Genomic DNA, 22,289 nt, shown 5'->3' with positions numbered 1-22,289 from the left:
CCGTCGGTCGCATCGCCGAGGGCTTCGCCCGCTTCATGGGGACCGGCCGCTTCCTGCTCTACATGACGGCATTCGTCGTCGTGTGGATCACCATCAACGTCGTCGGCCTGTGGGGGCTGCAGTGGGACCCCTACCCGTTCATCCTGCTCAACCTGTTCTTCTCGACGCAGGCGTCCTACGCGGCGCCGCTCATCCTGCTCGCGCAGAACCGGCAGGACGACCGTGACCGGGTCGCGCTGGAGCAGGACCGTCAGCGCGCCGAGCGCAACCTCGCCGACACCGAGTACCTCGCCCGGGAGATGGCCGCGCTGCGGATCGGCCTGAGCGAGGTCGCCACGCGTGACTTCGTGCGGTCCGAGCTGCGCAACCTGCTCGAGGAGCTCACCGCGGACCGCGAGGCCGAGGACCGCAGCGAGCGCGACGTCCGCGAGCGTGGGGAGCAGGGGCCGCACCGGACCCGGTGCGGCGCAGCCGCCGCGACTGACCGGACGCGGGCGAGCAGGCGCGGGCGAACCGGGCGTGGGCAACCGGGCGGCGGGCGACCGGAGCGCGGGCGCACGACCGGGCGCCGCCGGACCGCACCTACGATGGAGGTATGCCGCACCCCGTCGATGCCACCGCCCTGGTCGACGCCGTCCGGGCCGAGCTCGCCTCCGTGCAGGACCCGGAGATCCGACGGCCGATCACCGAGCTCGGCATGGTGCGGTCGGTCGACGCGGCCCCCGACGGCGCGGGCGGCACGCTCGTCACCGTCGGGCTCGACCTCACGACGCCCGGCTGCCCGCTCAAGGAGACGCTGACCCGGGACGTCACCGCGGCGGCGTCACGGGTCCCCGGCGTGACGTCCGTGCACGTGGCGATGGGTGTCATGAGCCCCGAGCAGCGCACCGAGCTGCGCTCGATGCTGCGCGGCGGGTCCCCCGAACCGGTCATCCCGTTCGCCCAGCCGCACTCGCTGACCAAGGTGTTCGCGATCGCGTCCGGCAAGGGCGGCGTCGGCAAGTCGTCCGTGACGGCGAACCTCGCGGTCGCGATGGCGGCCGACGGCCTGCGGGTCGGCGTGCTCGACGCCGACGTCTACGGCTTCTCCATCCCGCGCATGCTCGGGGTGTCCCGTCCCCCGACCCGGGTGGACGACATGCTGCTGCCACCGCTCGCGCACGACGTCAAGGTCGTCTCGATCGGGATGTTCGTCCCTGCCGGGCAGCCGGTCGTGTGGCGCGGGCCGATGCTCCACCGGGCGCTGCAGCAGTTCCTCGCCGACGTCTTCTGGGGAGACCTCGACGTCCTCCTGCTCGACCTGCCGCCCGGCACCGGGGACATCGCGATCTCGGTGGCCCAGCTGCTGCCGACCTCCGAGATCGTGGTGGTGACGACCCCGCAGGTCGCCGCGGCGGAGGTCGCCGAGCGCGCCGGGTCCGTGGCGCTGCAGACCAGCCAGCGGGTGGTCGGCGTGGTCGAGAACATGTCGTGGCTCGAGCAGCCGGACGGCTCACGGCTGGAGGTGTTCGGCGCGGGCGGCGGCGCGACGGTCGCTGCGAACCTCTCGGGGGCGACCGGGACCGACGTGCCGCTGCTCGGGCAGGTGCCGCTGGACGTGCGGCTGCGCGCCGCCGGGGACGCCGGCACCCCGGTCGTCCTCGCCGACCCGGACGCACCCGCCGCCGTCGTGCTGCGCGACGTCGCCCGCTCGCTCGCGGGGCGGTCGCGCGGCCTCGCCGGGCGCCCGCTCGGGCTGTCACCGGTCGGCCGGTAGCGCGCGGTCACGCTGCGGCGTGCACGGCCCTGCGGGCCGTCCGCGAGCGCCCGCCGGGTCGGCCGGCGAACGCGGGCGCGGCTCCGCCTCAGGCGACCCGGCCCAGCGCGATGGCGGCGTACATGAGGGACGCGACCGTCTCGCCGTCGGTGATGGTGCCGTCCGCGACCATGCCGAGCACCTGCGACCACGGCACCCGCCGGACCGCCGTGATGCCCTCCTCGGCCTGCTCCCCCGCGAGCGCCGCCGCCGCGTCCGCCTCCGCCTGCTCCGCCGCCTGCTCCGCTGCGTCACCCGCCGCCTCGCGCGCCGGACGGACCCCCGCGCGAGGAACACGTGCTCGGGCGCCCGGCACACCCCGTTGAGCGCCGCCATCGTCCCGACCGCCTCCCACCGGTCGGCGACGAGCCCGGTCTCCTCCCGCAGCTCCCGCCGCGCCGCGGCGAGAGGGTCCTGACCGTCCGCACCGCCGGCCGGCACCTCGAGCGAGGCCCCGACCGTGTACCGGTCCACCTCGACCAGAACCACCTCGTCCACGTCGGTGAGGGCCACGACGAACACCGCGGCGTTCCGCAGCTCGACCACGCCGTAGACCCCCGGCGTCCCGTCCGGCCGGTCGACGGCGTCCTCGCGCACCCGGATCCAGGGGTTCTCGTAGACGACGGTGGACTCGCGGGTGGTCCAGAGGCTCATCGCGCCAGCCTGGCAGAGTCCCCCACCCCGTCACGGCCTCCTCACCCGGTCATGGCCCCGTCCCAGTCACGGCCCGTGCCCGTCTTGGCCGTCCCCGTCACGCCTCGTCCGGCGTGTGGGAACGTGTCGTGTCACGGTCACGTGCCACGCGCACCCGCGCCGCCGCCACCACTCGCCGAGGAGTCTGTCGTTGAGCACCGCCGACACCCCGCCCGCCGACACGTCGCACGCCGACACCCCGCCCGCCGACAGCCCCCCGGCCGCCGGCTCGCATGCCGCACGCGTGCGACGCACCGCCACCCGCATGGCGGACGGCCGTGACCTCATCTACTTCGACGACTCCGAGCCGTACGTCTCGGGCGGCGCGACCCGCCGGCTGGACGACCCGCGCCCGCTGCCGGACCGCTTCGCCCCGGTCGTCGGCGAGGACGGCGTCGCCCGGCCCGTCACGGGTCCGGAGCTGCGGCGCGACCCGCTCACCGGGGAGTGGATCCCCATGGCGGCGCACCGGATGAACCGGACGTTCCTGCCGGCCGCCGACTCCAACCCGCTCGCGCCCGCGCGGCCCGGCGCCGCGTACCAGGACGGCGAGATCCCGGCCGAGGACTACGACGTCGTCGTCTTCGAGAACCGGTTCCCGTCCCTCATGGCCGTGCCCGGTGTGCCGGACGAGGTGACCCTGCGCGACGGCGAGGAGCTGTGGCCGGTCCGTCCGGCGAGCGGCCGCACCGAGGTCATCTGCTTCAGCCCCGACCCGTCCGCGTCGCTCGCGTCGGTCAGCCCGACCCGGATGCGCACGATCATCGAGGCGTGGGTCGACCGCACGACGCATCTGAACGCGCTGCCCGGCATCGAGCAGGTCTTCGCGTTCGAGAACCGCGGCAAGGAGATCGGCGTCACGCTGCACCACCCGCACGGGCAGATCTACGCGTTCCCGTACCTTCCGCCGCGGACCCAGGCCGTGCTCGCCCAGGCCCGCGCGCACCACGCCTCGACCGGTCGGCTCCTCGGGGCCGACGTGCTGGCCGCGGAGCTGCGCAGCGGCGAGCGCGTCGTCCTCGAGTCCGAGCACTGGGTCGCCTACGTCCCCTTCGCGGCCAAGTGGCCGGTCGAGGTGCACCTCGTCCCCCGGCGCGACGTGCCGGACCTGCCCGCGCTCACGGACGCCGAGCGCGCCGACCTCGCCCCGGTGTACCTCGAGCTGCTGCGCCGCCTCGACCTGTTCTTCGTCGGCGCGGACGGCCAGCCGCTGACGCTGCCGTACATCGCGGGCTGGCACCAGGCGCCCGTGCGCGAGGGCCGCGAGCTGTCCCGGCTGTCGCTCCAGGTGTTCTCGGTGCTGCGCGCGCCGGGCAAGCTCAAGTACCTCGCCGGCGTCGAGTCCGGCCTCGGCGCGTGGATCAGCGACACCACCCCCGAGCGCATCGCCGCCCGCCTGCAGGAGGTGGCCCGATGAGCCGGCACGCCGCGACCGGAGTCACCTGGGTCGACGCCTGGGAGCCGGCGGCGGGCGCCGAGCGCGCCGCGGCCGCCTTCCGGGCGCGCTTCGACGCCGAGCCCGACGGCGTCTGGTCCGCCCCGGGCCGGGTCAACCTCATCGGGGAGCACACGGACTACAACGGCGGCCTGTGCCTGCCGATCGACCTCCCGCACCGCACCTACGTGGCGCTGCGCCGCACCTCCGCCGCCGGCACGCCCGGTGCAGCCGACGCCGTCGTCCGCCTCGCGTCCGCGCAGGAGCCCGACGCCGGGCTGTGGTCGGCGCCGCTGGCCGACACCGGCCCCGGACGCGTCGACGGCTGGCCCGCCTACGCCGCCGGCGTCGCCTGGGCGCTGGGTGCGGCGGGGCACACCGTCGGCGGCTTCGACGCCGTCGTCGACTCGTGCGTCCCGTACGGCGCCGGCCTGTCGTCGTCCGCGGCGCTGGAGTGCGCGGTCGCCGTCGCGCTGGACGAGGCCTTCGGTCTCGGGCTCGCCGACGACGACGCCGGCCGCACCCGCCTCGTCGCCGCCTGCATCCGCGCGGAGAACGAGGTCGCCGGTGCGCCGACCGGCGGCATGGACCAGTCCGCGTCGCTGCGGGCCCGGGCGGGGCACGCCCTGCTGCTCGACACCCTCGACCAGTCGGTCCGGCACGTGCCGTTCGACCTGGCCGGCAGCGGCCTGGCGCTGCTCGTGATCGACACGAAGGCCGAGCACCGGCTCGCCGACGGCCAGTACGCCGCTCGGCGGACCGCGTGCGAGGCAGCCGCCCGGCAGCTCGGCGTCGCGACCCTGCGCGAGGTGCGCCCCGACGGGCTCGACGACGCCCTCGCCCGGATCGCCGACGCGGACCTGCCCGCCGACGTGACCCGCCGCCGCGTCCGGCACGTGGTGACCGAGATCGCACGGGTCGAGACGTTCGTCGCCCTGCTCGACGCCGGACGGGTGCGCGACGTCGGTCCGGTCATGGACGCCTCGCACGCGTCGCTGCGCGACGACTACGAGGTCAGCGCCCCGGAGCTCGACGTCGCGGTCGACGCCGCCCGCGCGGCCGGCGCCCTCGGCGCCCGGATGACCGGGGGCGGCTTCGGCGGGTCGGCAATCGCGCTGGTCGAGGTCGGCGCCGTCGACGACGTCGCGGTGGCCGTCGCGCGCGCGTTCGACGACGCGGGCTTCCACCCGCCGGCCTTCCTCGTCGCCGAGGCGTCGGGACCGGCCTCCCGCACCGCCTGATCCGACCGGTCGCACCCGGCCCCCACCCCGCCGAGTGCGACGTTCTCCACCCTTCAGCGCACGTGAAGGGTGGAGAACGTCGCACTGGGCGGGGTGGTGAGTGGCGGTTTCGTGCCCGCGCTTACCACCGGACGCGCTACCTTGCCACCGGAGCATGCGGGGGACGCGGCGGCCGACCGGCCGCCGACGCGGCACCGGGCGGCACCTGCCGGTCCCGATGGCCGCGCGCCCGGCCGCCTGCCGCATCGAAGGCAAGGAGTGCCCCGTGGGCGTCACCCGCAGGATCGTGTTTCCCGCCATCCGGATCGTCCTGTGGGCGGTGATCGCCGCCGCCCTGGTCAAGATCGCCTTCGCCGGGACGGACATCACCGCGACGGAGGACCCGCTGCAGCCGACGGCGCAGATCGTCGAGCCGACCGTCCCGGTGTCGACGGGGACCATCACCAACACGGTCACGGTCACCGGAGCGGTCGTGGCGGACGCGGCGGTCCCCGCCAAGGCCACGCTGGCCGGGACCGTGACCAAGCTCGTCGCGACCCAGGGCCAGGCCGTGGAGGCGGGTGCGCCGCTGCTCGAGATCACCCTCGAGACGCCGGTCGAGCCGACCGTGACCGTGAACCCCGAGACCGGTGAGCAGACCGTCAAGGAGAACAAGCCGAAGATCCGCCGCGAGACGGTCGCCGCGCCGGTGGCCGGCACGGTCACGCTGACGGCGCTCAAGGACCAGGTCGTCTCGGTCGGCGACCCGATCGGCGCGGTCACCCCCGGCACCCTGTCGATCACCGGCACCCTGACGCCGGACCAGCAGTACCGCCTCCTCACGGCTCCCACCGAGGCCGAGGTGACCCTCCGCGGCGGTCCCGCGCCGTTCGTGTGCACGGGCCTGCGGATCGGCCCGCCGGACGACGACACCACGTCCGGCGCCGTCGACCCGATGACCGGCATGCCGGTGACCGCCTCCGGCGTCGTCACCTGCGCGGTCCCGGCCGGCGTCACCGCGTTCGCCGGCCTGGGCGCCGACCTCGCCATCACGAACGGGTCCGCGGACAACGCGCTCGTCGTGCCGGTGACCGCGGTCCAGGGCTCGATCCAGACCGGCAAGGTCTGGGTCATACTCCCGGACGGCACGCAGGAGGAGCGCTCCGTGGGCCTCGGCCTCAACGACGGCGAGCAGGTGCAGATCACCGAGGGCCTGGCCGAGGGCGACAAGGTGCTGGAGTTCATCCCGGTCGGCGACGTCGTCGGGCCCGACGCCATGGGTGAGGGCGGCTTCGTCTCCGGGTTCGGTGGCTGATGGCGCTGCTCGAGCTCGACGGCGTCACCCGGTCGGTCCGGCTCCCGGACGACTCGCTGCTGGAGATCCTCACCGGCGTCACGCTGTCCGTCGACGCGGGTGAGCACGTCTCGGTGGTGGGCCGCTCGGGCACCGGGAAGTCGACCCTGCTCAACATCCTCGGGCTCCTGGACGCCCCGACGTCCGGGGAGTACGTGCTCGACGGCACCCCGATCGGGCGGCTGTCCAGCCGGGCGCGTGCCCGGCGTCGCGGCGACGACTTCGGCTTCGTCTTCCAGCAGTTCAACCTGCTGCCCGGCCGGACGGCCCTGGAGAACGTCGCCGCCCCGCTGCTGTACGCGCGGGGGCGCGCGTTCTGGTCCCGGTCCCGGCTCGCGGCCGAGATGCTCGAGCGGGTCGGCCTGGGGAAGCGGCTCGACACCATGCCCGAGAAGCTGTCCGGCGGTGAGCAGCAGCGGGTCGCCATCGCCCGGGCCCTCGTGCGCCGGCCGCGGGTGATCCTCGCCGACGAGCCCACCGGCGCCCTCGACGTCGACACCGGCGGCGAGGTGATGTCGCTGCTCGACGAGATCGCGTCCGACACCGGCGCCGCCCTCATCGCGATCACCCACGACCTCGCGGTCGCTGCCCGCGCGCAGCGCCACTACCGCCTGGCCGGTGGCGTCCTGGTGCCGATCACCCTCGGTGCGCCCGGCCAGGTGACCGAGTGGGTCGGCGACCGCCCCGTGACCAGCCCGTCGTCCGACGCGCCGGCGACTGCCCCGCCCGCCCCGGTGGTCACCGGCGCCCCGACCGGGGCACCCGCATGACCGGACTCGTGGGCGCCGTCGTCGAGGCGTGGGACGAGCTGCGCATCCACAAGCTGCGTGTGCTGCTCGCGCTCATCGGCGTCGCCGTCGCCGTCGCGGCCATCACCGGCATCACCGCCGCGGCGCAGATGATGAACCAGGTCATGCGCGAGCAGGTCGAGCGCGACGCCGGACGCCCCACCACGCTGGTCGTCAACGCGTGGGCCACCGGTCCGCAGGCCCCGACGACCGCCCAGTACGACGCCGAGTACACCCGGGTGGTCGAGCGGTACGGCATCGAGTACGCGAGCCGGGAGATGTACACCCAGCTCACCTTCCGCTTCCCGACCGGCGCGCAGCCCGTGGAGGTCCGCGCGGTCGACGCCGAGTACGGCCTCATGCGGCGCGTGCAGACGCAGCAGGGCGTGTGGTTCGACGCCGACGACGTCGACCGCCTCGCCCCCGCGCTCGTGGTCAACGAGACGTTCCTCGCCCAGCTCGGCGTCGCGGACCTGTCCGGCCACCCGACCGTCGTCCTCGGCGGCGAGACGCCGGTCCGGTCGACGGTCATCGGGGTGGTCGCCAACCGGTGGGCCGAGGAGGGCCCGAGCGCCTACGTGCTCTACGACCACTTCACGCGCTGGGCGTCGCCGGACCCGATGTACGGGCCCTCGGTGCCCGCGCTGAACCTGTGGGTCCCGCCGGACATGGCGGACGAGCTGACCGAGGTCGTGCGCCGCGACCTGCAGGGGGCGCTGCCGGGGACGCAGGCCGACGTGTGGCACCAGGGCGGCGGCTTCGACGTCCTGGAGGGCGGCGTGCGGTGGGTCATCACCGGGATCGGGGCCGTCGCCCTGCTGCTCGGCGGGCTCGGCCTGGTGAACATCTCGCTCGTCACCGTCCGCTACCGCATCCGCGAGATCGGCATCCGGCGCAGCTTCGGTGCGACGTCGGGGCGGGTCTTCTTCGGGGTGCTCATGGAGTCCGTCGTCGCGACCTTCGTCGCCGGCGTGGTCGGCGTGATGCTCGCGATCGTCGTCATCAAGAACATCCCGGTCGAGCAGATCTTCGGCGTCGCCCTCGACGACACCCCGCCGTTCCCGACGTCGGCCGCGCTGCTCGGCATGGCGTGCGCGACCGGTGTCGGCGCCCTCGCGGGGCTCATCCCCGCCGTCGTGGCGGTCCGGGTCAAGGTGATCGACGCGATCCGCTACTAGGCGCGACCCGCTACTCGGCGCGACCCGCAACCCGCGGCGCGCGGGTGTCCGCGTCGTCTCGCGGCGCGGACACGCCGGTCCCCCGTTTGGCGTAGTGCCGGTCGGAGGCGTATGAATCTCACATGATGCTCATCGTGGAGCTCGTCACAGTGTGGTGCGCCCTCTCGGTCGCCCTCGGCCTGCCCCTCGCACGTCGGATCCGCATGGCCGACGCGGCGGAGTTCCCGTGGCGCCACGAGGATCCGTGGTGGGTCGGCGCCCCGTCGACCCGCGTGAGCACCGAAGCCCCCGCGCTCGTCTGACCCGCGCCCGTCGGACCCGCGTTGGTGTGCCCCGCGTCCGTCGGACCCGCGCCCGTCGCGGCCGCTACAGGTCGTACTCCACGACCAGCGGCGCGTGGTCGCTCCAGCGCCGGTCGTAGGACTCGGCCCGCTCCACGACCGCGCTGCGGGCCAGCGCGGCGAGCGCCGGCGTCGCGAGCTGGTAGTCGATGCGCCATCCTGCGTCGTTGTCGAAGGCCTTCCCGCGCCACGACCACCAGGTGTACGGCCCCGGGCCCTCGCCGCCGAGCTCCCGCCCCAGGTCACGCCAGCCCTGCCCGTCGAGCCAGCGGTCGACGTAGGCGCGCTCCTCGGGCAGGAAGCCGGCGGACTTGAGGTTGCCCTTCCAGTTCTTGATGTCGACCTCGCGGTGCGCGATGTTGAGGTCGCCCGCGACGACCGCGAGACCGCCGTCGGCGGCGATCTGCGCCATCCGCGCGGTCACGAGGTCGAGGAACGCGTACTTCTCGTCCATGGACGGCGTGCCCACCGTGCCGGAGTGCAGGTACGCCGAGATCACCGTGAGCGGCCGGCTCGGGCCGTCGTGGTCGGCGGGGACGTCCAGGTCGGCCTCGACCCAGCGGCCGGTGTTGGTCGCCACGCCCTGGTCGAGGTTGATGCGGATCGCACGGACCGGCAGCCGGGACGCGATCGCCACCCCGGCCCGGCCCTTCGCCTCGCTCTCCGCGTGCGCGAGGTGCCACCGGTCGGCCGGGAGGAGCTCGCCGAGCAGCGCCTCCGGCGCGCGTACCTCCTGCAGCAGCAGCACGTCGGGCTTGCGGGTGTCGACCCACTCCCCCATGCCGCGCTTGAGGGCGGCGCGGATCCCGTTCACGTTGGCGGTCGCGATCGTCAGCACCCGACCATCCTCGCCCACACCGCCGACACCGGACCGACGCCGGCCGGGGTCCGCGGCGTGGGCTGCCTCACCTCTGGCGGCGCCCGGACGTCGGCGCCAGCATGGGCGCATGATCGGACGCCTGGAGACCGTGGTCCTGGACTGCCCCGACCCGCGTGCGGCCGCCGAGTTCTACGCCGCGGTGCTGGGGCTGGAGATCGTGCGGGAGGACGACGACTGGATCGACCTCGGCCCGCCGGGTGGCGGTCCGGACGACCGTCGCCTGTCGTTCCAGCTCGCTCCGGACCTCGTCCCGCCGACCTGGCCGGACCCCACCGTCCCTCAGCAGCTCCACCTCGACATCGCGGTCGACGACATCTCGGCGGCGCAGGACGCCGTGCTCGGGCTGGGTGCGCGTCTGATCTCCGACGACCACGACGGGTTCCGCGTGTACGCCGACCCTGCCGGTCACCCGTTCTGCCTCACCTACGGCTGACGCGCCGGCCCGACCTACGGCGTGAGCCGCTGCGCGAGCACGTCGTCGAGCACGGCGCGGTCCCCGGTGACGCGCAGCGCCGCGTCGTCGGGCGCGGTGCGGCCCCACAGCAGCAGCGCGACGGCGCGGGCAGGGCCTCGCACCTCCACGGCCGCGCCGTCGCACGGGCCGGCCGTCCTGTCATGCGTCGGGTCGCGCGTCGGGTCGGTGTCGTCGCCGCCCAGGTGCCACCTCCGCACGGCCCCGTCCGGCGCGACGACGTCGTCGGCGACCAGCGCCAGCGTGTGCGCGAGCGGGGGCATGCGCCCCAGGCGCACCTGACGGGGCTGCATCACCGTGACGACCTCGTCGACGGTGTCCGCCCACACCGCAGGGTTGACGTCGACCGCCAGCCCGCCCACGGTGCGCACGTCCCACAGGTGCACGAGCGTCTCGTGCACCTGACGGCGGCGCCAGAACGACGCCGGACCGCGGCCGACCAGCGTGGAGCACACCGCGTCCGGTCCGAGCCGGGCGAGGGTCTCGGTCAGCTCTGCCGCGCAGGCCCGGTAGAAGGGCTCGAGGTCGAAGGGTCCGCGCCCGAGCGGCACCTCGCGGGAGCCCCGTGCCTCCGCGGCGGCCCAGTGGTGGATCCGGGCCAGGTGCACGACGACGTCGCGCACGCGCCACCGCCCGCACCACGGCACCCGCGAGTCCGGGGCCACCGCGCCGATCGACGCGGCAAAGGCCCCCTGCAGCGTCCGGAGCAGCGCGAGGTGGTCCAGATCCGGGGCGGGGCTGGGGACGGCGGGCGACGGCATGCGCCGATCCTGGCCGCGACAGGGCGGCGCCGGAAGCCCCGCCGTCAGTGCACGAGCTTGAGCCCGATGACGCAGCCGACGATGCCGAGAAGCAGCAGGATCTTGATCAGGGACACGGTCTCGGTGCCGGTCGCCATCGCGTAGGCGACGGTGAGCGACGCGCCGATGCCGACCCAGACCGCGTACGACGTCCCGACCGGCAGCTCGCGCATGGCGTAGGCCAACCCGACCATGCTCAGCACCACCGAGACGAGGAACAGCAGCGACGGTCCGAGCCGCGTGAAGCCCTCGGACCGCCCGAGCGCGGTCGCCCACACCGCCTCCAGCACACCGGACACCACGAGCACGAGCCAGGCCATCACGATCTCCTCGGGCGCCGTCTTGTCGCTGTCCGGGTACGGCACCGCTCGTCCGGGAGCCCGGCGGCGGGCTCTGCTCGCCAGCGTCGCAGCCGTGCCGCGGGCGGGCAAACGCGCCCGCGGACGACGACGGCGCCCGACCCCGGCGGGGTCGGGCGCCGTCGTCGGCAGGTGCGCGGGTCAGTCCGCGGCGGCCTCGGCGCTGTCCACGACGTTGGCCAGCAGCATCGCCCGGGTCATCGGGCCGACCCCGCCCGGGTTGGGCGAGACCCACGCCGCGATGTCGGCGACGCCCGGGTCGACGTCGCCGGCGAGGCGGGTCTTGCCCGAGTCGTCCACGACGCGCGTGACGCCGACGTCGAGCACGATCGCGCCCGGCTTGACGATGTCCGGGGTGATGATCCCGGGGACGCCCGCCGCGGCGACGATGACGTCGGCGTGCCGGGTGTGCTCGGCGAGGTCCTGCGTGCCGGTGTGGGTCAGCGTGACGGTCGCGTTGTGCTCGCGCCGGGTGAGCAGGAGCCCGATGCTGCGGCCCACGGTGGTCCCCCGCCCGACGACGACGACGTCCTGGCCCGCCAGGGTGATCCCGTGCCGCACGAGCAGCTCGATGATCCCGCGCGGCGTGCACGGCAGCGGCGAGTCGACCGGCTCGCTGACCCGCAGCACGAGCCGCCCGAGGTTGGTCGGGTGCAGCCCGTCGGCGTCCTTGGCCGGGTCGATCAGCTCCAGGACGCGGTTGGTGTCGATGCCCGCGGGCAGCGGCAGCTGCACGATGTAGCCCGTGCAGGCCGGGTCGGCGTTGAGGCGCTCGACCGCCGCCTCGATGTCCTCCTGCGTCGCGTCGGCGGGCAGGTCGACGCGGATCGACGCGATGCCCACCTCGGCGCAGTCCCGGTGCTTGCCGCCGACGTAGGCGCGGCTGCCCGGGTCGTCACCGACCAGCACGGTGCCCAGGCCCGGGACGACGCCGCGCTCGCGCAGCGCGGTGACCCGCTCGGTCAGCTCGGCCTTGATCGCCTTCGCGGTGGCGGTGCCGTCGAGCATCTGCGCGGTCACTGGGCGAGCCCCGGGTAGAGCGGGAACGCGTCGGTCAGCTTCGCGACGCGCGCCTTGAGCGCCTCGAGGTCCGCGCCGGCGCCGTCGCGCAGCGCGGTCGCGATGATGTCCGCCACCTCGGTGAACTCGGTGTCCCCGAACCCGCGGGTCGCGAGCGCGGGCGTCCCGATCCGCAGGCCGGACGTGACGCGCGGGGGCGCGGGTCGAACGGGACCGCGTTGCGGTTGACCGTGATGCCGGCGGAGTGCAGGAGGTCCTCGGCCCCCTGACCGTCGAGCTGCGAGTTCCGCAGGTCGACGAGCACCAGGTGGACGTCGGTGCCGCCGGTCAGCACCGACACGCCCGCCGCGGCGACGTCGGGCGCGGAGAGGCGCTCGGCGATGATCCGCGCGCCGTCGAGCGTGCGCTGCTGACGGGCGGCGAAGTCGGCCGACGCGGCGATCTTGAACGAGACCGCCTTCGCGGCGATGACGTGCATGAGCGGCCCGCCCTGCTGCCCGGGGAACACCGCGGAGTCGATCTTCCGGGCGTGGTCAGCCGTGGAGAGGATGAAGCCCGACCGGGGCCCGCCGATGGTCTTGTGCACCGTGGAGGACACGACGTCGGCATGCGGGACCGGGCTCGGGTGCAGGCCCGCGGCGACGAGGCCGGCGAAGTGCGCCATGTCGACCCAGAGCTTCGCGCCGACCTCGTCGGCGATGGAGCGGAAGGCGGCGAAGTCGAGCTGCCGCGGGTAGGCGGACCAGCCGGCGATGATGACGTCCGGCCGGTGCTCGAGGGCCCGCTGGCGGACGACGTCCATGTCGACCAGGAAGGTGTCCGGGTCCACGCCGTACGCGCCGACGTCGTAGAGCTTGCCGGAGAAGTTGATCTTCATGCCGTGGGTCAGGTGACCGCCGTGCGCGAGCTCGAGGCCGAGGATCTTGTCCCCGGCGTTGATCAGCGCGTGCAGGACGGCGGCGTTGGCGCTGGCCCCGGAATGCGGCTGGACGTTGGCGTGCTCGGCACCGAAGAGGCTCTTGGCCCGCTCGATCGCGAGGCTCTCGGCGATGTCGACCTGCTCGCAGCCGCCGTAGTACCGCTTGCCGGGGTACCCCTCGGCGTACTTGTTGGTCAGCACCGACCCCTGCGCCTGCAGGACGGCGCGGGGGACGAAGTTCTCGCTCGCGATCATCTCGAGCGTGCCGCGCTGCCGGGCGAGCTCACCGTCCAGGACGGCGGCGATCTCGGGGTCGAGCTGGGACAGCGACTGGTCGAGGACGTTGTCGGTCGGGACGTCGGACTCGGAGGGCATGGGTCTCCTCGGGCCTCGGAGCAGTGTGGTGGGGTTCGGCGGGGTCTGCCGGGCACGCACACGCGGGTGTGGTGACCGCCGGGCCCAGGCGTACGACCCCGAAGTCTGCTGCTGCTCGTCGCTCCCCGGTGGTGACCCACCCTTCGCCAGTCGCGACGCCGGTCAGCCTAGCAAGCGGCCGCGACCCGGCGGACGTCGGTGGGGGTGCCGTCAGGCGCCGTCGGAGGCGTCGTCGTCGGAGGCGTCGTCGTCGCCGAGGATCTTGCGGAGGTAGGCGTAGGTGAGGTCGCCCGCCGTCTTGTCGTACTGGTGCTCGTAGCCGTGCTTCTCGTACAGCGCGATGTTGTGGGCCGAGTCCTGACCGGTGAACACCCAGATCTCCTGGGTGTCCTCGGGCAGGTACGGCAGCACGGCGAACAGCAGCTGCGTCCCGATGCCCTGCCCCTGCAGGTCGGGGGCGACCGCGAGCCGGCCCAGGGTTGCCCGGTGGTCCTCCAGGCTCACCCGGATCGACCCGACGAGCCGGTGGCCCGCGCGGGCGCCGAGCGTGACGACGTCGTCGGCGGCGAGGTCCGCGCGGAGCTCGGCGAGGGTCTGGGTCAGCGGAGGGATGTTGGGGTCGCCGTAGACCTGGGCCTCGCTGACGAACGCGGCCCGACGCAGCGTCAGCAGCTCGCCGGCCTCGTCGTCGGTGACGCGGGCGATGGTGACGTCGGGTGCGGTCATGGACTCATCGTGTCAGCCCCTCCGGGGCCCGACTACTCTGACCCCCGTGTCCCACGCATCGGAATCCGCCGTCCACCCGAACGGCTCGCACTGGGTGCTCACGCTGTCCTGCCCGGACCGCCCCGGCATCGTGCACGCGGTCGCCGGGCTGCTCGCCGAGCACGGCGGCAACATCACCGAGTCCCAGCAGTTCGGCGACCCGCAGACCGGGCTGTTCTTCATGCGTGTGCAGGTCGAGTCGACCTCGCCGCGCGGCGAGCTTCGAGGGCGCGCTGGGCGAGCTCGCCGACCGGTTCGCCATGAGCTGGCACCTCGACCTCGCCGGACGCCCCGTGCGCACGCTGGTCATGGGGTCGACGGCGGCGCACTGCCTCAACGACCTCGCCTTCCGCCAGCGGTCGGAGAACCTGCCGATCGAGATCGTCGCGGTCGTCTCGAACCACACCGCCCTGGCCGACCTCGCCGCGTTCTACGGCATCCCGTTCCACCACGTGCCGGTCACGAAGGCGACGAAGCCCGAGGCGGAGGAGGTTCTGCTCTCCCTCGTCCGCAGGCTCGACGTCGAGCTCGTCGTGCTCGCGCGGTACATGCAGATCCTCTCCGACGACCTGTGCCGCGAGCTGTCCGGACAGATCATCAACATCCACCACTCGTTCCTGCCGTCGTTCAAGGGCGCGCGCCCGTACGCCCAGGCGCACGACCGTGGGGTCAAGCTCATCGGCGCGACGGCGCACTACGTCACGGGCGACCTCGACGAGGGCCCGATCATCGAGCAGGACGTCGAGCGGGTGGACCACAGCCGGACCGTGGACGACCTCGTCGCGCTCGGGCAGGACGTCGAGCGCCGTGCGCTGGCTCGAGCGGTGCGCTGGCACGCCGAGCACCGGGTGCTCGTCAACGGTCACCGCACCGTCGTCTTCCGCTAGGCCCGACGACGCCCCGCGCGTGCCTCGGCGCGGGCGCGCCCGGCGGGACGGGGTCCCGCCGGGCGCTCTGGCGTCGTCAGGGGCGCGGCCACGGGAAGAGCTGGCCCCACAGACCCCGGATCCAGGCCCAGAGGTCGGCCAGGGACGAGCCCGGGCCGTCGACCCAGCCCGGCCAGCCGGGCCACCCCGGACCGCCGTCCGACCCCTGATCGTCGACCAGCACCGCCACCGTGCGTGCCGGCACGGTGACCGAGCCGGACGCCGCGTCCCACGTCGTCCCGCGGACCACCGGGTCGCTGCCCTCGGCGAGCACGGGTGACAGCGCGTACTGCGCACCGGCCAGTCCCTCGACCGGGACCGTGACCGCCTCGTCCGACGCGTTGAACACGGTGAGCAGCCCGTCGAGGTCGGCGTCGACGTCCTCGCCGACCGTGTCGTCGACGTGCATCGTGATCACGCCGGGCAGCGCGTCCGGGCCGCTGCCCGGGAACGTGACTTTCTCGCCGATCAGCCCCGCGTCGCCGAGCCGGAACAGGTCGGTGGAGAAGCGCAGCCGCAGGAGGTCCTGCGCGGCGGCGGTGGAGGTCGCGATGTCCTCGGGCTCCGGCTGAAGCGCCGGGTCGGCCAGCAGCGGCCGCATGTACGGCCACTTCGCCTCGTTGGCCTCGGCCAACGGCAGCCCGCGGCCGAAGCCGTTGGTCTGCCCGGAGAAGTCCAGCACGTTGAACCAATCACCGGAGTTGTAGCTGTCCCGGTCCAGGGACTTGCTCCGCAGCAGGTCCGTGCCCGCGTGCCAGAACGACGGCGTCTGCGCCAGGGCGGTGGTCGCGAGCGACAGGGTGTTCATGCGCACCCGGTCCTCCATGGACGTCGCCTGCGGGAGCTTGTACGCGAGCGCGTCGAACAGCGTCTCGTTGTCGTGCGCGTCGACGTAGGTGACGACCTCCTCCGGGGACTCGGCGTACCCCGCCGGCTGACCGTTGTAGTCCAGCTCGGCGCCCGTGCGGACCTCGCCGTCCGAGGCGAGGAACGCGTAGTCGCGCAGGTTGCCGGCCAGGCCGAGCCGGACGAGGTCGGTCGCGTGCCGCAGGCGGGCGAGCTGCTCCTCGGGCGACCCGTTGACCGCGGCGTCGTTGGGCTGGGTGTACAGCCCGGTGCCGAAGCCCTGCACGCGCGGGTCCTCGTCGAACGGGCCGCCGCCGCGGACGGCGTCGCGCAGCCGGTCGCTGAAGGTCCCGATGCCGGTCCCGCCGAGCTGACCCTGCGTGGCCTGCGTGAACAGGCGGTTGTCCGCGACCTCGCCGAAGTTCCAGCCCTCGCCGTAGAGGTACACGGCGGAGCCGTCGACGCCGTCGCGGCGCGGGGTGAGCGCGTCCAGCGCGTCCCGGACCGCCTGCATGGTCTCGACGCTGTGGTGGCCCATGAGGTCGAAGCGGAACCCGTCGACCCGGTAGTCCCGCGCCCAGGTGACGACCGAGTCGACCATGAGCTTCTCGGCCATGGCGTGCTCGGTGGCGACGTTCTGGCAGCAGGTGGACGTCTCGACCGCACCGGTCGCGTCGAGCCGGTGGTAGTACCCCGGCACGACGCGGTCGAGCACCGAGCGCGGGTCCTGGCCGCTGGCGTTGGTGTGGTTGAACACCTGGTCCAGGACGACCTGGAGCCCGTCGGAGTGGAGCGCACCGACCATCGTGCGGAACTCGGCGACGCGGGCACCGCCGTGCGGGTCCACCGCGTAGGAGCCCTCCGGTGCGGTGAAGTGGAAGGGGTCGTAGCCCCAGTTGAAGGCGTCGAGGTCCCGGGTGGGCTCGACGCACGCCTGCGGCTCCTCCGAGGCCGGGTTGGCCGCCGCGAGCGCCGCGAGGTCGCAGGCCGGCTGCACGTGGGCGGTCCGGTCCTCCTCGATGGTCGCGATGTCGAACGTCGGCAGCAGGTGGACCGTGGTCAGTCCGGCGTCGGCGAGGTCACGCAGGTGCTCGCGACCCTGGGTGCCCTCCTCGGCGAAGGCGAGGTACGTGCCGCGCAGCTCGGCGGGCACGGTCTCGTCGTGCGCGGAGAAGTCCCGGACGTGCAGCTCATAGATGGTCTGGTCCACCGGGCGGACGACGGGCTGGTCGGCCCGCTCCCACAGCCGGGGCCGCAGCGTCCGGTCGTCGAGGTCGACCAGCACGGAGTGGGTCGAGTTGAGGGTCAGCGCGACGGAGTACGGGTCGGTGACCTCGTTGACCTCGACCTGCCCGGTCGTCGGGACGTAGACGGTGACCGCGTACCGGTAGGCCGCGTCCTTCCACGCCCGCTTCCCGCGCACGGTCCAGGTGCCGTCGTCCGTCCGGGTCATCGCGACCCGCTCGGGCTCGGCCGACAGGTCGGCGTCCTCCCAGAGCAGGAGGTCGACGTCCTGCGCGGTCGGCGCCCACAACGCGAGCGTGGGGCGGGCGCCCTTCCACGTCGCCCCGAGCGGCCGGTCCGCGGCGTCCGCGGCGTAGAGGTCGTCGAGCACGCCGGGCACCTGCACGCCGGTGAACGCGGCGAGCCCGTCCGGGCTCTCGCCGACGAGGGCGACCTGTCCGGTGAGCAGGGCGCCGACGACGTCGTCGGACGGCGCCTCGCCCTCGGCCGTGCGCAGCCGCAGGACCGTGTACCCGGTCAGGTGCGGGAACTGCTCCGCGAGCTCGGCCGGCAGGCCGGCGTCGTCGGGCACGAGGGCGAGGCTGCCGGCGTCGTCGGGCACGACGAGGGCGCCGTCGGTGACGGCGATGCCGCCGGCCGGGGCGGTGCGCAGGGTGTAGGTCGCGTCCGCCGGGAAGTCGGCGGGGACGACCAGGACGTCGGAGGCGAGCCAGTGCGCGGCGTCGTCGCCGGCACCGGGCAGACCGGGACCCGCGCCGCCGTCGCCCCCGACCGTCAGGACGTGGGTGGTCGGGTCGTACGTGAACGTGACCGACTCCCCCTCGGTGACCGTGACGGCGATGTTCCCGCCGCCCGGTGCGCCGTCGGCGCCGTAGTTCTCGTCCCAGCTCATCCCGTGCGCGACCTTGACCTCGTAGGTCCCGGCCGGCAGGGCGTCGGTCGTCAGGGTGAACAGTCCGTCGCCGTCGAGGTCGGTGAGCAGAGTCCGCAGGCAGTCCGGCGACCAGTCCGCGGCGCACCCGAGCTCGCTCTGCAGGCTCCCCGGCAGCGTCATGACCGGGTGCATCGCGGTGGCGAAGGCGTACTTCGTGACCGGGTCGAAGAAGAACGACACGGTCCCGCCGGTGTGGGTGTAGGCGATGTTGCCGCCACCCGGGACGCCGCCGGCGCCGAAGTTGACGTCCCAGCTCTCGTCGATCGCGACCTTGAACTCGTAGTCGCCGGCGGGCAGGTCCCAGGTGCCGGCCCAGACGCCGTCGTCGCGCAGGGTGAGCTGAGCCTGAGCGCAGGCGGGCTGCCAGTCGGCGGCGCACCCCATCTCGCTGTTGTGGCTGCCGGCCACGGCGGCGGCGCCGAAGGTCGGCTCGGGCTCCGGCCCGGCGTCGTCGGTCAGGCTGACGCCGTTGCCGACCGACGCGAAGGTCGAGTCCGCGGTGCGGGTGCCCGCGGCGTCGACGGTCACGGCGCGGTACTCGACCAGCGTGCCCGCGGCCAGGCCGGCGGTCGCGAGGTCGTGGAAGACGCGCGGCGCGTCGGTCTCGGCGGTGCCCAGCGGGGTCCACTCGTCGCTGCCGACCACGCGGAACGCGAACGACGTCTCGGCGTAGCGGTCGTCGGCGACGTCGGCCGTGACCGGGACCATGCCGGAGAGCCCGGCACCCTCCGCGGGGGCGACGACATCGGCGACCGTGCCCTCGGGGGCGGCCGCGACGGGCCGGTCCGCGACGAGCAGCATGACGCTGCGCGCCGGGACCTCGACGGTCAGGACACCGTCGGCGTCGGCCGTGACCGTGGCGCCCGTGCCCCACGCGCCGGTGTAGGTCGCTCCCGGGGTGAGGGTGGTGACGGTCGCGGTGGTCGCGGCGTCGGCGTTGTTGGCGACGACGACGTGCTCGACCTTCTCCTCGCGGTGCACGCGGGCGAACGCGTAGACGGCGCCGTCGGCCGCGAGCTCGAGCTGCGCACCGTGGGACAGCGCGGGGTGGGACTCGCGCAGGTCCGCGAGCGCGGCGATGTGGTCGTAGAGGGGCGCGTCGGTGTCGTACCGGTCGACGGCGCCTGCGGTCTCGCCGGTCAGCAGGGGCTGGTCGACGAACTCGGGGACGCCGGAGGCGAACAGGGACTGCCGGGCGGACTTGTCGTTGCCGCCGTCCGGGCCGCCGTCGCCGATGAAGCCCTGCTCGTCGCCGTAGTACACGACGGGCTGGCCACGGGTGAGGTACATGAGCGAGTGGGCGAGCTCTGACCGCTCGAGCGGCGCCTCGCTCGTGCGCACGAAGTAGCCGATGCGGCCCATGTCGTGGTTGCCGAGGAATGTCGGCAGCGCGGACGCCGAGGTGTCCGCGGTCGTGTACAGGTCGTCGCCGGCGAACAGCCGCTGCAGGGTGCTCGCGCCCGAGCCGGAGGCGTACGCGCTGGCCGCGGACTGGAAGGTGAAGTCCAGGACCGAGCTCATGTCGGTGCGGCGCACGTACGGCGACAGCAGCGCCGGGTCGGCGTCGTAGACCTCGCCGAACATGAAGAAGTCCGGCTTGCCGGCGACGTCCCGGGCGTAGTCGAGCACCTCGGCGCTCCACTGCTCCCAGAACTCGAAGTTCACGTGCTTGGCGGTGTCGATGCGGAAGCCGTCGATGCCCAGGTCGATCCAGTCCTGGTAGACGTCGACGAAGCCGTCGACGACCGTCGGGTGCTCCGTCATGAGGTCGTCGAGGCCGTCGAAGTCACCGAGGGTCACCGACTCCCCGACCACGTCGAGTTCCCGCGGTTGTGGTAGAGCGTGACGTCGTTCAGCCAGCCCGGGACCTTGATGTCGGCGTCGTCGTCCGTGACCACCGGGGTGTACGGGAACGAGCCGCCCGCGGACGGGTCGAGCGCGGGGAAGGTGCCGGTGCCGGCGTACTGCGCCGGGTCGAACGGCTCGCCACCGGCGTCGCGGTAGGGCCGCGTGGCCTGGTCGACGTAGGAGTACTCGCCCTCGGCGTAGGAGATCACGTCGGCGGTGTGGTTGGTGATGATGTCGAAGTAGATCTTGATGCCGCGCGCGTGGGCGTCCGCGATGAGCTGCTCGAGCTCGGCGTTCGTGCCCAGGTGCGGGTCGATCTGCGTGAAGTCGGTGATCCAGTACCCGTGGTAGCCCGCGGAGGCGCTCTCCCCTCGCCCTGCACCGGGCGGTTCTTGAACGACGGCGTCAGCCAGATCGCCGACGTGCCCAGGCCCTCGATGTAGTCGAGGTTCTCGATCAGCCCGGCGAGGTCGCCCCCGTGGTAGAAGCCCTTGTCCGTGGGGTCGAACCCGTGGGCCAGCCGGTCCCCCGCGATGCCCGCGGTGTCGTTGGCCGGGTCCGCGTTGGCGAACCGGTCGGTCATGACGAAGTAGAACCGCTCGTCGCTGCCCGGCTGGCGTACCGGTGCCGCGACGAGGTCGGCGTCGGTCTCGCCGTAGCCGGCGCGCAGGTCCAGCGGCGTCAGGCCGATGCGGTGGCTCGTGTCGTCGTACGTGACGCGCAGCCGGGTGTCACCGCCGATGGTCAGCGGCGTGTTCGGGGCGCCGCCGCCGCCCTCACCGGCGCCGTTGTAGGACTCGTCCCACGAGTCGTCCAGCGCGACCTTGTACTCGTAGGTGCCGGCGGGGACGGTGAACTCGGCGGCGTACAGGCCGGCGGTGCCGGTGGGCTGCAGCTCGCTCTCGGCGCAGTCCGGCGCCCAGTCGGCGGGGCATCCGAGCTCGTCCTGCAGGTTGCCGACGAGGGCGACGGTGCGGTCCGCGGCGGTGGCCGGGGCGGCGGGGAGAGCCGCCGCGCCGACGACGCCGACGACTCCGGACAGGGCGACCGCTGCGGCCGCCAGACATGCGGTGGCGGTGCGCGGTGCGCTCGCCGAGGGGTGCGGCCGTGGGCCAGGGGCATCGGGGACTCCTTCGTCACCTCATCCGGGCCTGCACCACAGCAGGCCAGGACCGACTGTAACGAGATGCTGCAACTTGCAGCAAGGGGCTTGCAGGTGCGGGATCGATGGCCGCGCGCCGCTTCGCTGACCGATGCACGCCCGCCTGCTCCGGCGGGCAGTCGGCCCGTCACGCGGGCAGGATCACCGCATGACCCCACGCACCGTGCTCGTGACCGGCGCCGCCGGCCGGGTGGGCGGGCAGCTCCTGCCCGGCCTCACCGACGTCGCCCTGCGCCTGCTCGACCGCCGCGCCCCCGACGAGACGTACGGCGGTGAGGTGCTGCTCGGTGAGCTGACCGACCGCGACCTGCTGGCCCGCGCGATGGCAGGGGTCGACGCCGTCGTGCACCTGGCCGGCGAGCCCAGCCCCGACGCCGACTGGGCCGACCTCGAGGCGCCGAACGTCGACGGCTTCGTGGCGCTGCTCGGGGCGGCCCAGGAGCACGGTGTGCGGCGCGTGGTCTACGCAAGCTCGGTGCATGCGATGGGCCGGTACGAGGCCGAGGGCCGCTACCCCATCGACGCCACCTGGGCGCCGGCTCCCTGCTGCCCGTACGGGGCGACCAAGGCGTTCGACGAGGCGATCGCCGGGGTGTTCGCGCATCGCAACGGTGTCAGCACGATCGGCCTGCGGCTCGGCGCGACCGAGCCGGAGCCGTACGCGGCCCGCCAGCTGCCCGGGTGGCTGGGCCCCGACGACCTGCGCCAGCTCGTCGTGCGGGCCCTCGAGGCCGACGTGCACACCGGGGTGTACGCCGCCGTCTCGGCGAACACCGGCGGCCGCTGGTCGCTGGACACCGCACGCGACGACCTCGGCTACCGGCCCGCCCTGGACTCCGCGGACTGGGCCGACGTCGTGGAGGACGACGGCGTCGGCATGACGACCTGCCGGCGGCCCTGAGTCAGGTGTCCTGAGCCGGCCGCCGTGAGCCGG

The 22,289-nt window shown here is 74.0% G+C and carries 15 protein-coding genes, 5 pseudogenes and 2 riboswitches; of the genes and pseudogenes, 11 read left to right on the top strand and 9 right to left on the bottom strand.

Annotation, left to right across the window (positions count from 1 at the left end):
• Window positions 1-35: 35 nt before the first annotated feature.
• Both REH70_RS20255 and REH70_RS02180 read left to right on the top strand, forming a co-directional pair.
• Window positions 36-284 (top strand): annotated as a pseudogene (locus REH70_RS20255) (DUF1003 domain-containing protein); the annotation flags it as partial.
• Window positions 285-595: 311 nt separating this feature from the next.
• Window positions 596-1,756: a P-loop NTPase gene (locus tag REH70_RS02180; RefSeq protein WP_310751708.1), complete on the top strand. Its 1,161-nt coding sequence runs from the start codon at window positions 596-598 to the stop codon at window positions 1,754-1,756.
• A gap of 88 nt (window positions 1,757-1,844) precedes the next feature.
• Here REH70_RS02180 and REH70_RS02175 read toward each other — a convergent pair whose 3' ends face one another.
• Together REH70_RS02175 and REH70_RS02170 are read right to left on the bottom strand one after the other, a co-directional pair.
• Complete coding sequence (locus REH70_RS02175; protein WP_310754492.1) at window positions 1,845-2,111, bottom strand: hypothetical protein; 267 nt, start codon at window positions 2,109-2,111, stop codon at window positions 1,845-1,847.
• An 80-nt stretch (window positions 2,112-2,191) separates the two neighbouring features.
• Window positions 2,192-2,449 (bottom strand): annotated as a pseudogene (locus REH70_RS02170) (NUDIX hydrolase); the annotation flags it as partial.
• 304 nt (window positions 2,450-2,753) lie between these two features.
• On the opposite strand from REH70_RS02170, the gene galT reads away from it, so the two are divergent.
• The 6 genes from galT (at window position 2,754) to REH70_RS02140 (ending at window position 8,765) form a co-directional block, all read left to right on the top strand.
• Window positions 2,754-3,905: a galactose-1-phosphate uridylyltransferase gene (galT, locus tag REH70_RS02165; RefSeq protein ID WP_310754104.1), complete on the top strand. Its 1,152-nt coding sequence runs from the start codon at window positions 2,754-2,756 to the stop codon at window positions 3,903-3,905.
• On the top strand, window positions 3,902-5,164 hold the full coding sequence (gene galK, locus REH70_RS02160) for a galactokinase (RefSeq protein WP_310751706.1): 1,263 nt from the start codon (window positions 3,902-3,904) through the stop codon (window positions 5,162-5,164). Before galT ends, galK begins: the two co-directional genes overlap by 4 nt.
• Before the next feature lie 265 nt (window positions 5,165-5,429).
• Entirely contained in the window at window positions 5,430-6,458 is a 1,029-nt protein-coding gene (locus tag REH70_RS02155) for a secretion protein HlyD (RefSeq protein ID WP_310751703.1), read from the top strand.
• Entirely contained in the window at window positions 6,458-7,267 is an 810-nt protein-coding gene (locus tag REH70_RS02150; protein ID WP_310751701.1) for an ABC transporter ATP-binding protein, read from the top strand. The genes REH70_RS02155 and REH70_RS02150 overlap by 1 nt, the downstream gene beginning before the upstream one ends.
• The gene (locus tag REH70_RS02145; RefSeq protein WP_310751698.1) at window positions 7,264-8,463 is read left to right on the top strand and encodes an ABC transporter permease; all 1,200 of its coding nucleotides are present in this window, start codon (window positions 7,264-7,266) and stop codon (window positions 8,461-8,463) included. The genes REH70_RS02150 and REH70_RS02145 overlap by 4 nt, the downstream gene beginning before the upstream one ends.
• Window positions 8,464-8,585: 122 nt before the next feature.
• Complete coding sequence (locus tag REH70_RS02140) at window positions 8,586-8,765, top strand: hypothetical protein (RefSeq protein WP_310751695.1); 180 nt, start codon at window positions 8,586-8,588, stop codon at window positions 8,763-8,765.
• Between the two features lie 64 nt (window positions 8,766-8,829).
• Here REH70_RS02140 and REH70_RS02135 read toward each other — a convergent pair whose 3' ends face one another.
• Window positions 8,830-9,642, bottom strand: coding sequence for an exodeoxyribonuclease III (locus REH70_RS02135; RefSeq protein ID WP_310751692.1), 813 nt, complete (start codon window positions 9,640-9,642; stop codon window positions 8,830-8,832).
• 109 nt (window positions 9,643-9,751) lie between these two features.
• Between REH70_RS02135 and REH70_RS02130 the strand changes: the two genes are divergently transcribed.
• Window positions 9,752-10,117 (top strand): VOC family protein, encoded by a 366-nt coding sequence (locus tag REH70_RS02130; protein ID WP_310751690.1) that lies wholly within the window; start codon window positions 9,752-9,754, stop codon window positions 10,115-10,117.
• Between the two features lie 14 nt (window positions 10,118-10,131).
• On the opposite strand, the gene REH70_RS02125 is transcribed toward REH70_RS02130, so the two are convergent.
• From REH70_RS02125 to REH70_RS02105, 5 genes and pseudogenes are all read right to left on the bottom strand, one after another.
• Window positions 10,132-10,917, bottom strand: a complete 786-nt coding sequence (locus tag REH70_RS02125; protein ID WP_310751687.1) for a maleylpyruvate isomerase family mycothiol-dependent enzyme — start codon at window positions 10,915-10,917, stop codon at window positions 10,132-10,134.
• A 44-nt stretch (window positions 10,918-10,961) separates the two neighbouring features.
• The gene (locus tag REH70_RS02120) at window positions 10,962-11,276 is read right to left on the bottom strand and encodes a multidrug efflux SMR transporter (RefSeq protein ID WP_310751684.1); all 315 of its coding nucleotides are present in this window, start codon (window positions 11,274-11,276) and stop codon (window positions 10,962-10,964) included.
• Between the two features lie 11 nt (window positions 11,277-11,287).
• Window positions 11,288-11,353: riboswitch (guanidine-III (ykkC-III) riboswitch) on the bottom strand.
• Between the two features lie 103 nt (window positions 11,354-11,456).
• On the bottom strand, window positions 11,457-12,335 hold the full coding sequence (locus tag REH70_RS02115) for a bifunctional methylenetetrahydrofolate dehydrogenase/methenyltetrahydrofolate cyclohydrolase (RefSeq protein WP_310751681.1): 879 nt from the start codon (window positions 12,333-12,335) through the stop codon (window positions 11,457-11,459).
• Window positions 12,332-13,629 (bottom strand): annotated as a pseudogene (gene glyA / locus REH70_RS02110) (serine hydroxymethyltransferase). Before glyA ends, REH70_RS02115 begins: the two are co-directional and overlap by 4 nt.
• 75 nt (window positions 13,630-13,704) lie before the next feature.
• Window positions 13,705-13,793: riboswitch (ZMP/ZTP riboswitch) on the bottom strand.
• Window positions 13,794-13,839: 46 nt separating this feature from the next.
• On the bottom strand, window positions 13,840-14,355 hold the full coding sequence (locus REH70_RS02105; protein ID WP_310751677.1) for a GNAT family N-acetyltransferase: 516 nt from the start codon (window positions 14,353-14,355) through the stop codon (window positions 13,840-13,842).
• Here REH70_RS02105 and purU point away from each other — a divergent pair.
• Window positions 14,354-15,281, top strand: a pseudogene (gene purU / locus REH70_RS02100) (formyltetrahydrofolate deformylase). The gene REH70_RS02105 and the pseudogene purU overlap by 2 nt on opposite strands.
• 76 nt (window positions 15,282-15,357) lie before the next feature.
• Here purU and pulA read toward each other — a convergent pair.
• Window positions 15,358-21,256 (bottom strand): annotated as a pseudogene (gene pulA, locus REH70_RS02095) (pullulanase-type alpha-1,6-glucosidase).
• A gap of 247 nt (window positions 21,257-21,503) precedes the next feature.
• On the opposite strand from pulA, the gene REH70_RS02090 reads away from it, so the two are divergent.
• Complete coding sequence (locus REH70_RS02090) at window positions 21,504-22,256, top strand: NAD(P)-dependent oxidoreductase (RefSeq protein ID WP_310751673.1); 753 nt, start codon at window positions 21,504-21,506, stop codon at window positions 22,254-22,256.
• Window positions 22,257-22,289 lie beyond the last annotated feature (33 nt).

This window comes from Cellulomonas sp. ATA003 (assembly GCF_031582905.1).
In the GTDB taxonomy this organism is placed as follows: domain Bacteria; phylum Actinomycetota; class Actinomycetes; order Actinomycetales; family Cellulomonadaceae; genus Pengzhenrongella.
This window is presented reverse-complemented; position numbering and strand designations above follow the sequence as displayed.

Coding starts and splice junctions, on each gene's coding strand:
- REH70_RS02120 (WP_310751684.1), bottom strand. CDS start 11,276: ATGGCCTGGCTCGTGCTCGTGGTGTCCGGTGTGCTGGAGGCGGTGTGG.
- galT (WP_310754104.1), top strand. CDS start 2,754: ATGGCGGACGGCCGTGACCTCATCTACTTCGACGACTCCGAGCCGTAC.
- REH70_RS02130 (WP_310751690.1), top strand. CDS start 9,752: ATGATCGGACGCCTGGAGACCGTGGTCCTGGACTGCCCCGACCCGCGT.
- REH70_RS02090 (WP_310751673.1), top strand. CDS start 21,504: ATGACCCCACGCACCGTGCTCGTGACCGGCGCCGCCGGCCGGGTGGGC.
- REH70_RS02145 (WP_310751698.1), top strand. CDS start 7,264: ATGACCGGACTCGTGGGCGCCGTCGTCGAGGCGTGGGACGAGCTGCGC.
- REH70_RS02150 (WP_310751701.1), top strand. CDS start 6,458: ATGGCGCTGCTCGAGCTCGACGGCGTCACCCGGTCGGTCCGGCTCCCG.
- REH70_RS02105 (WP_310751677.1), bottom strand. CDS start 14,355: ATGACCGCACCCGACGTCACCATCGCCCGCGTCACCGACGACGAGGCC.
- galK (WP_310751706.1), top strand. CDS start 3,902: ATGAGCCGGCACGCCGCGACCGGAGTCACCTGGGTCGACGCCTGGGAG.
- REH70_RS02125 (WP_310751687.1), bottom strand. CDS start 10,917: ATGCCGTCGCCCGCCGTCCCCAGCCCCGCCCCGGATCTGGACCACCTC.
- REH70_RS02140 (WP_310751695.1), top strand. CDS start 8,586: ATGATGCTCATCGTGGAGCTCGTCACAGTGTGGTGCGCCCTCTCGGTC.
- REH70_RS02180 (WP_310751708.1), top strand. CDS start 596: ATGCCGCACCCCGTCGATGCCACCGCCCTGGTCGACGCCGTCCGGGCC.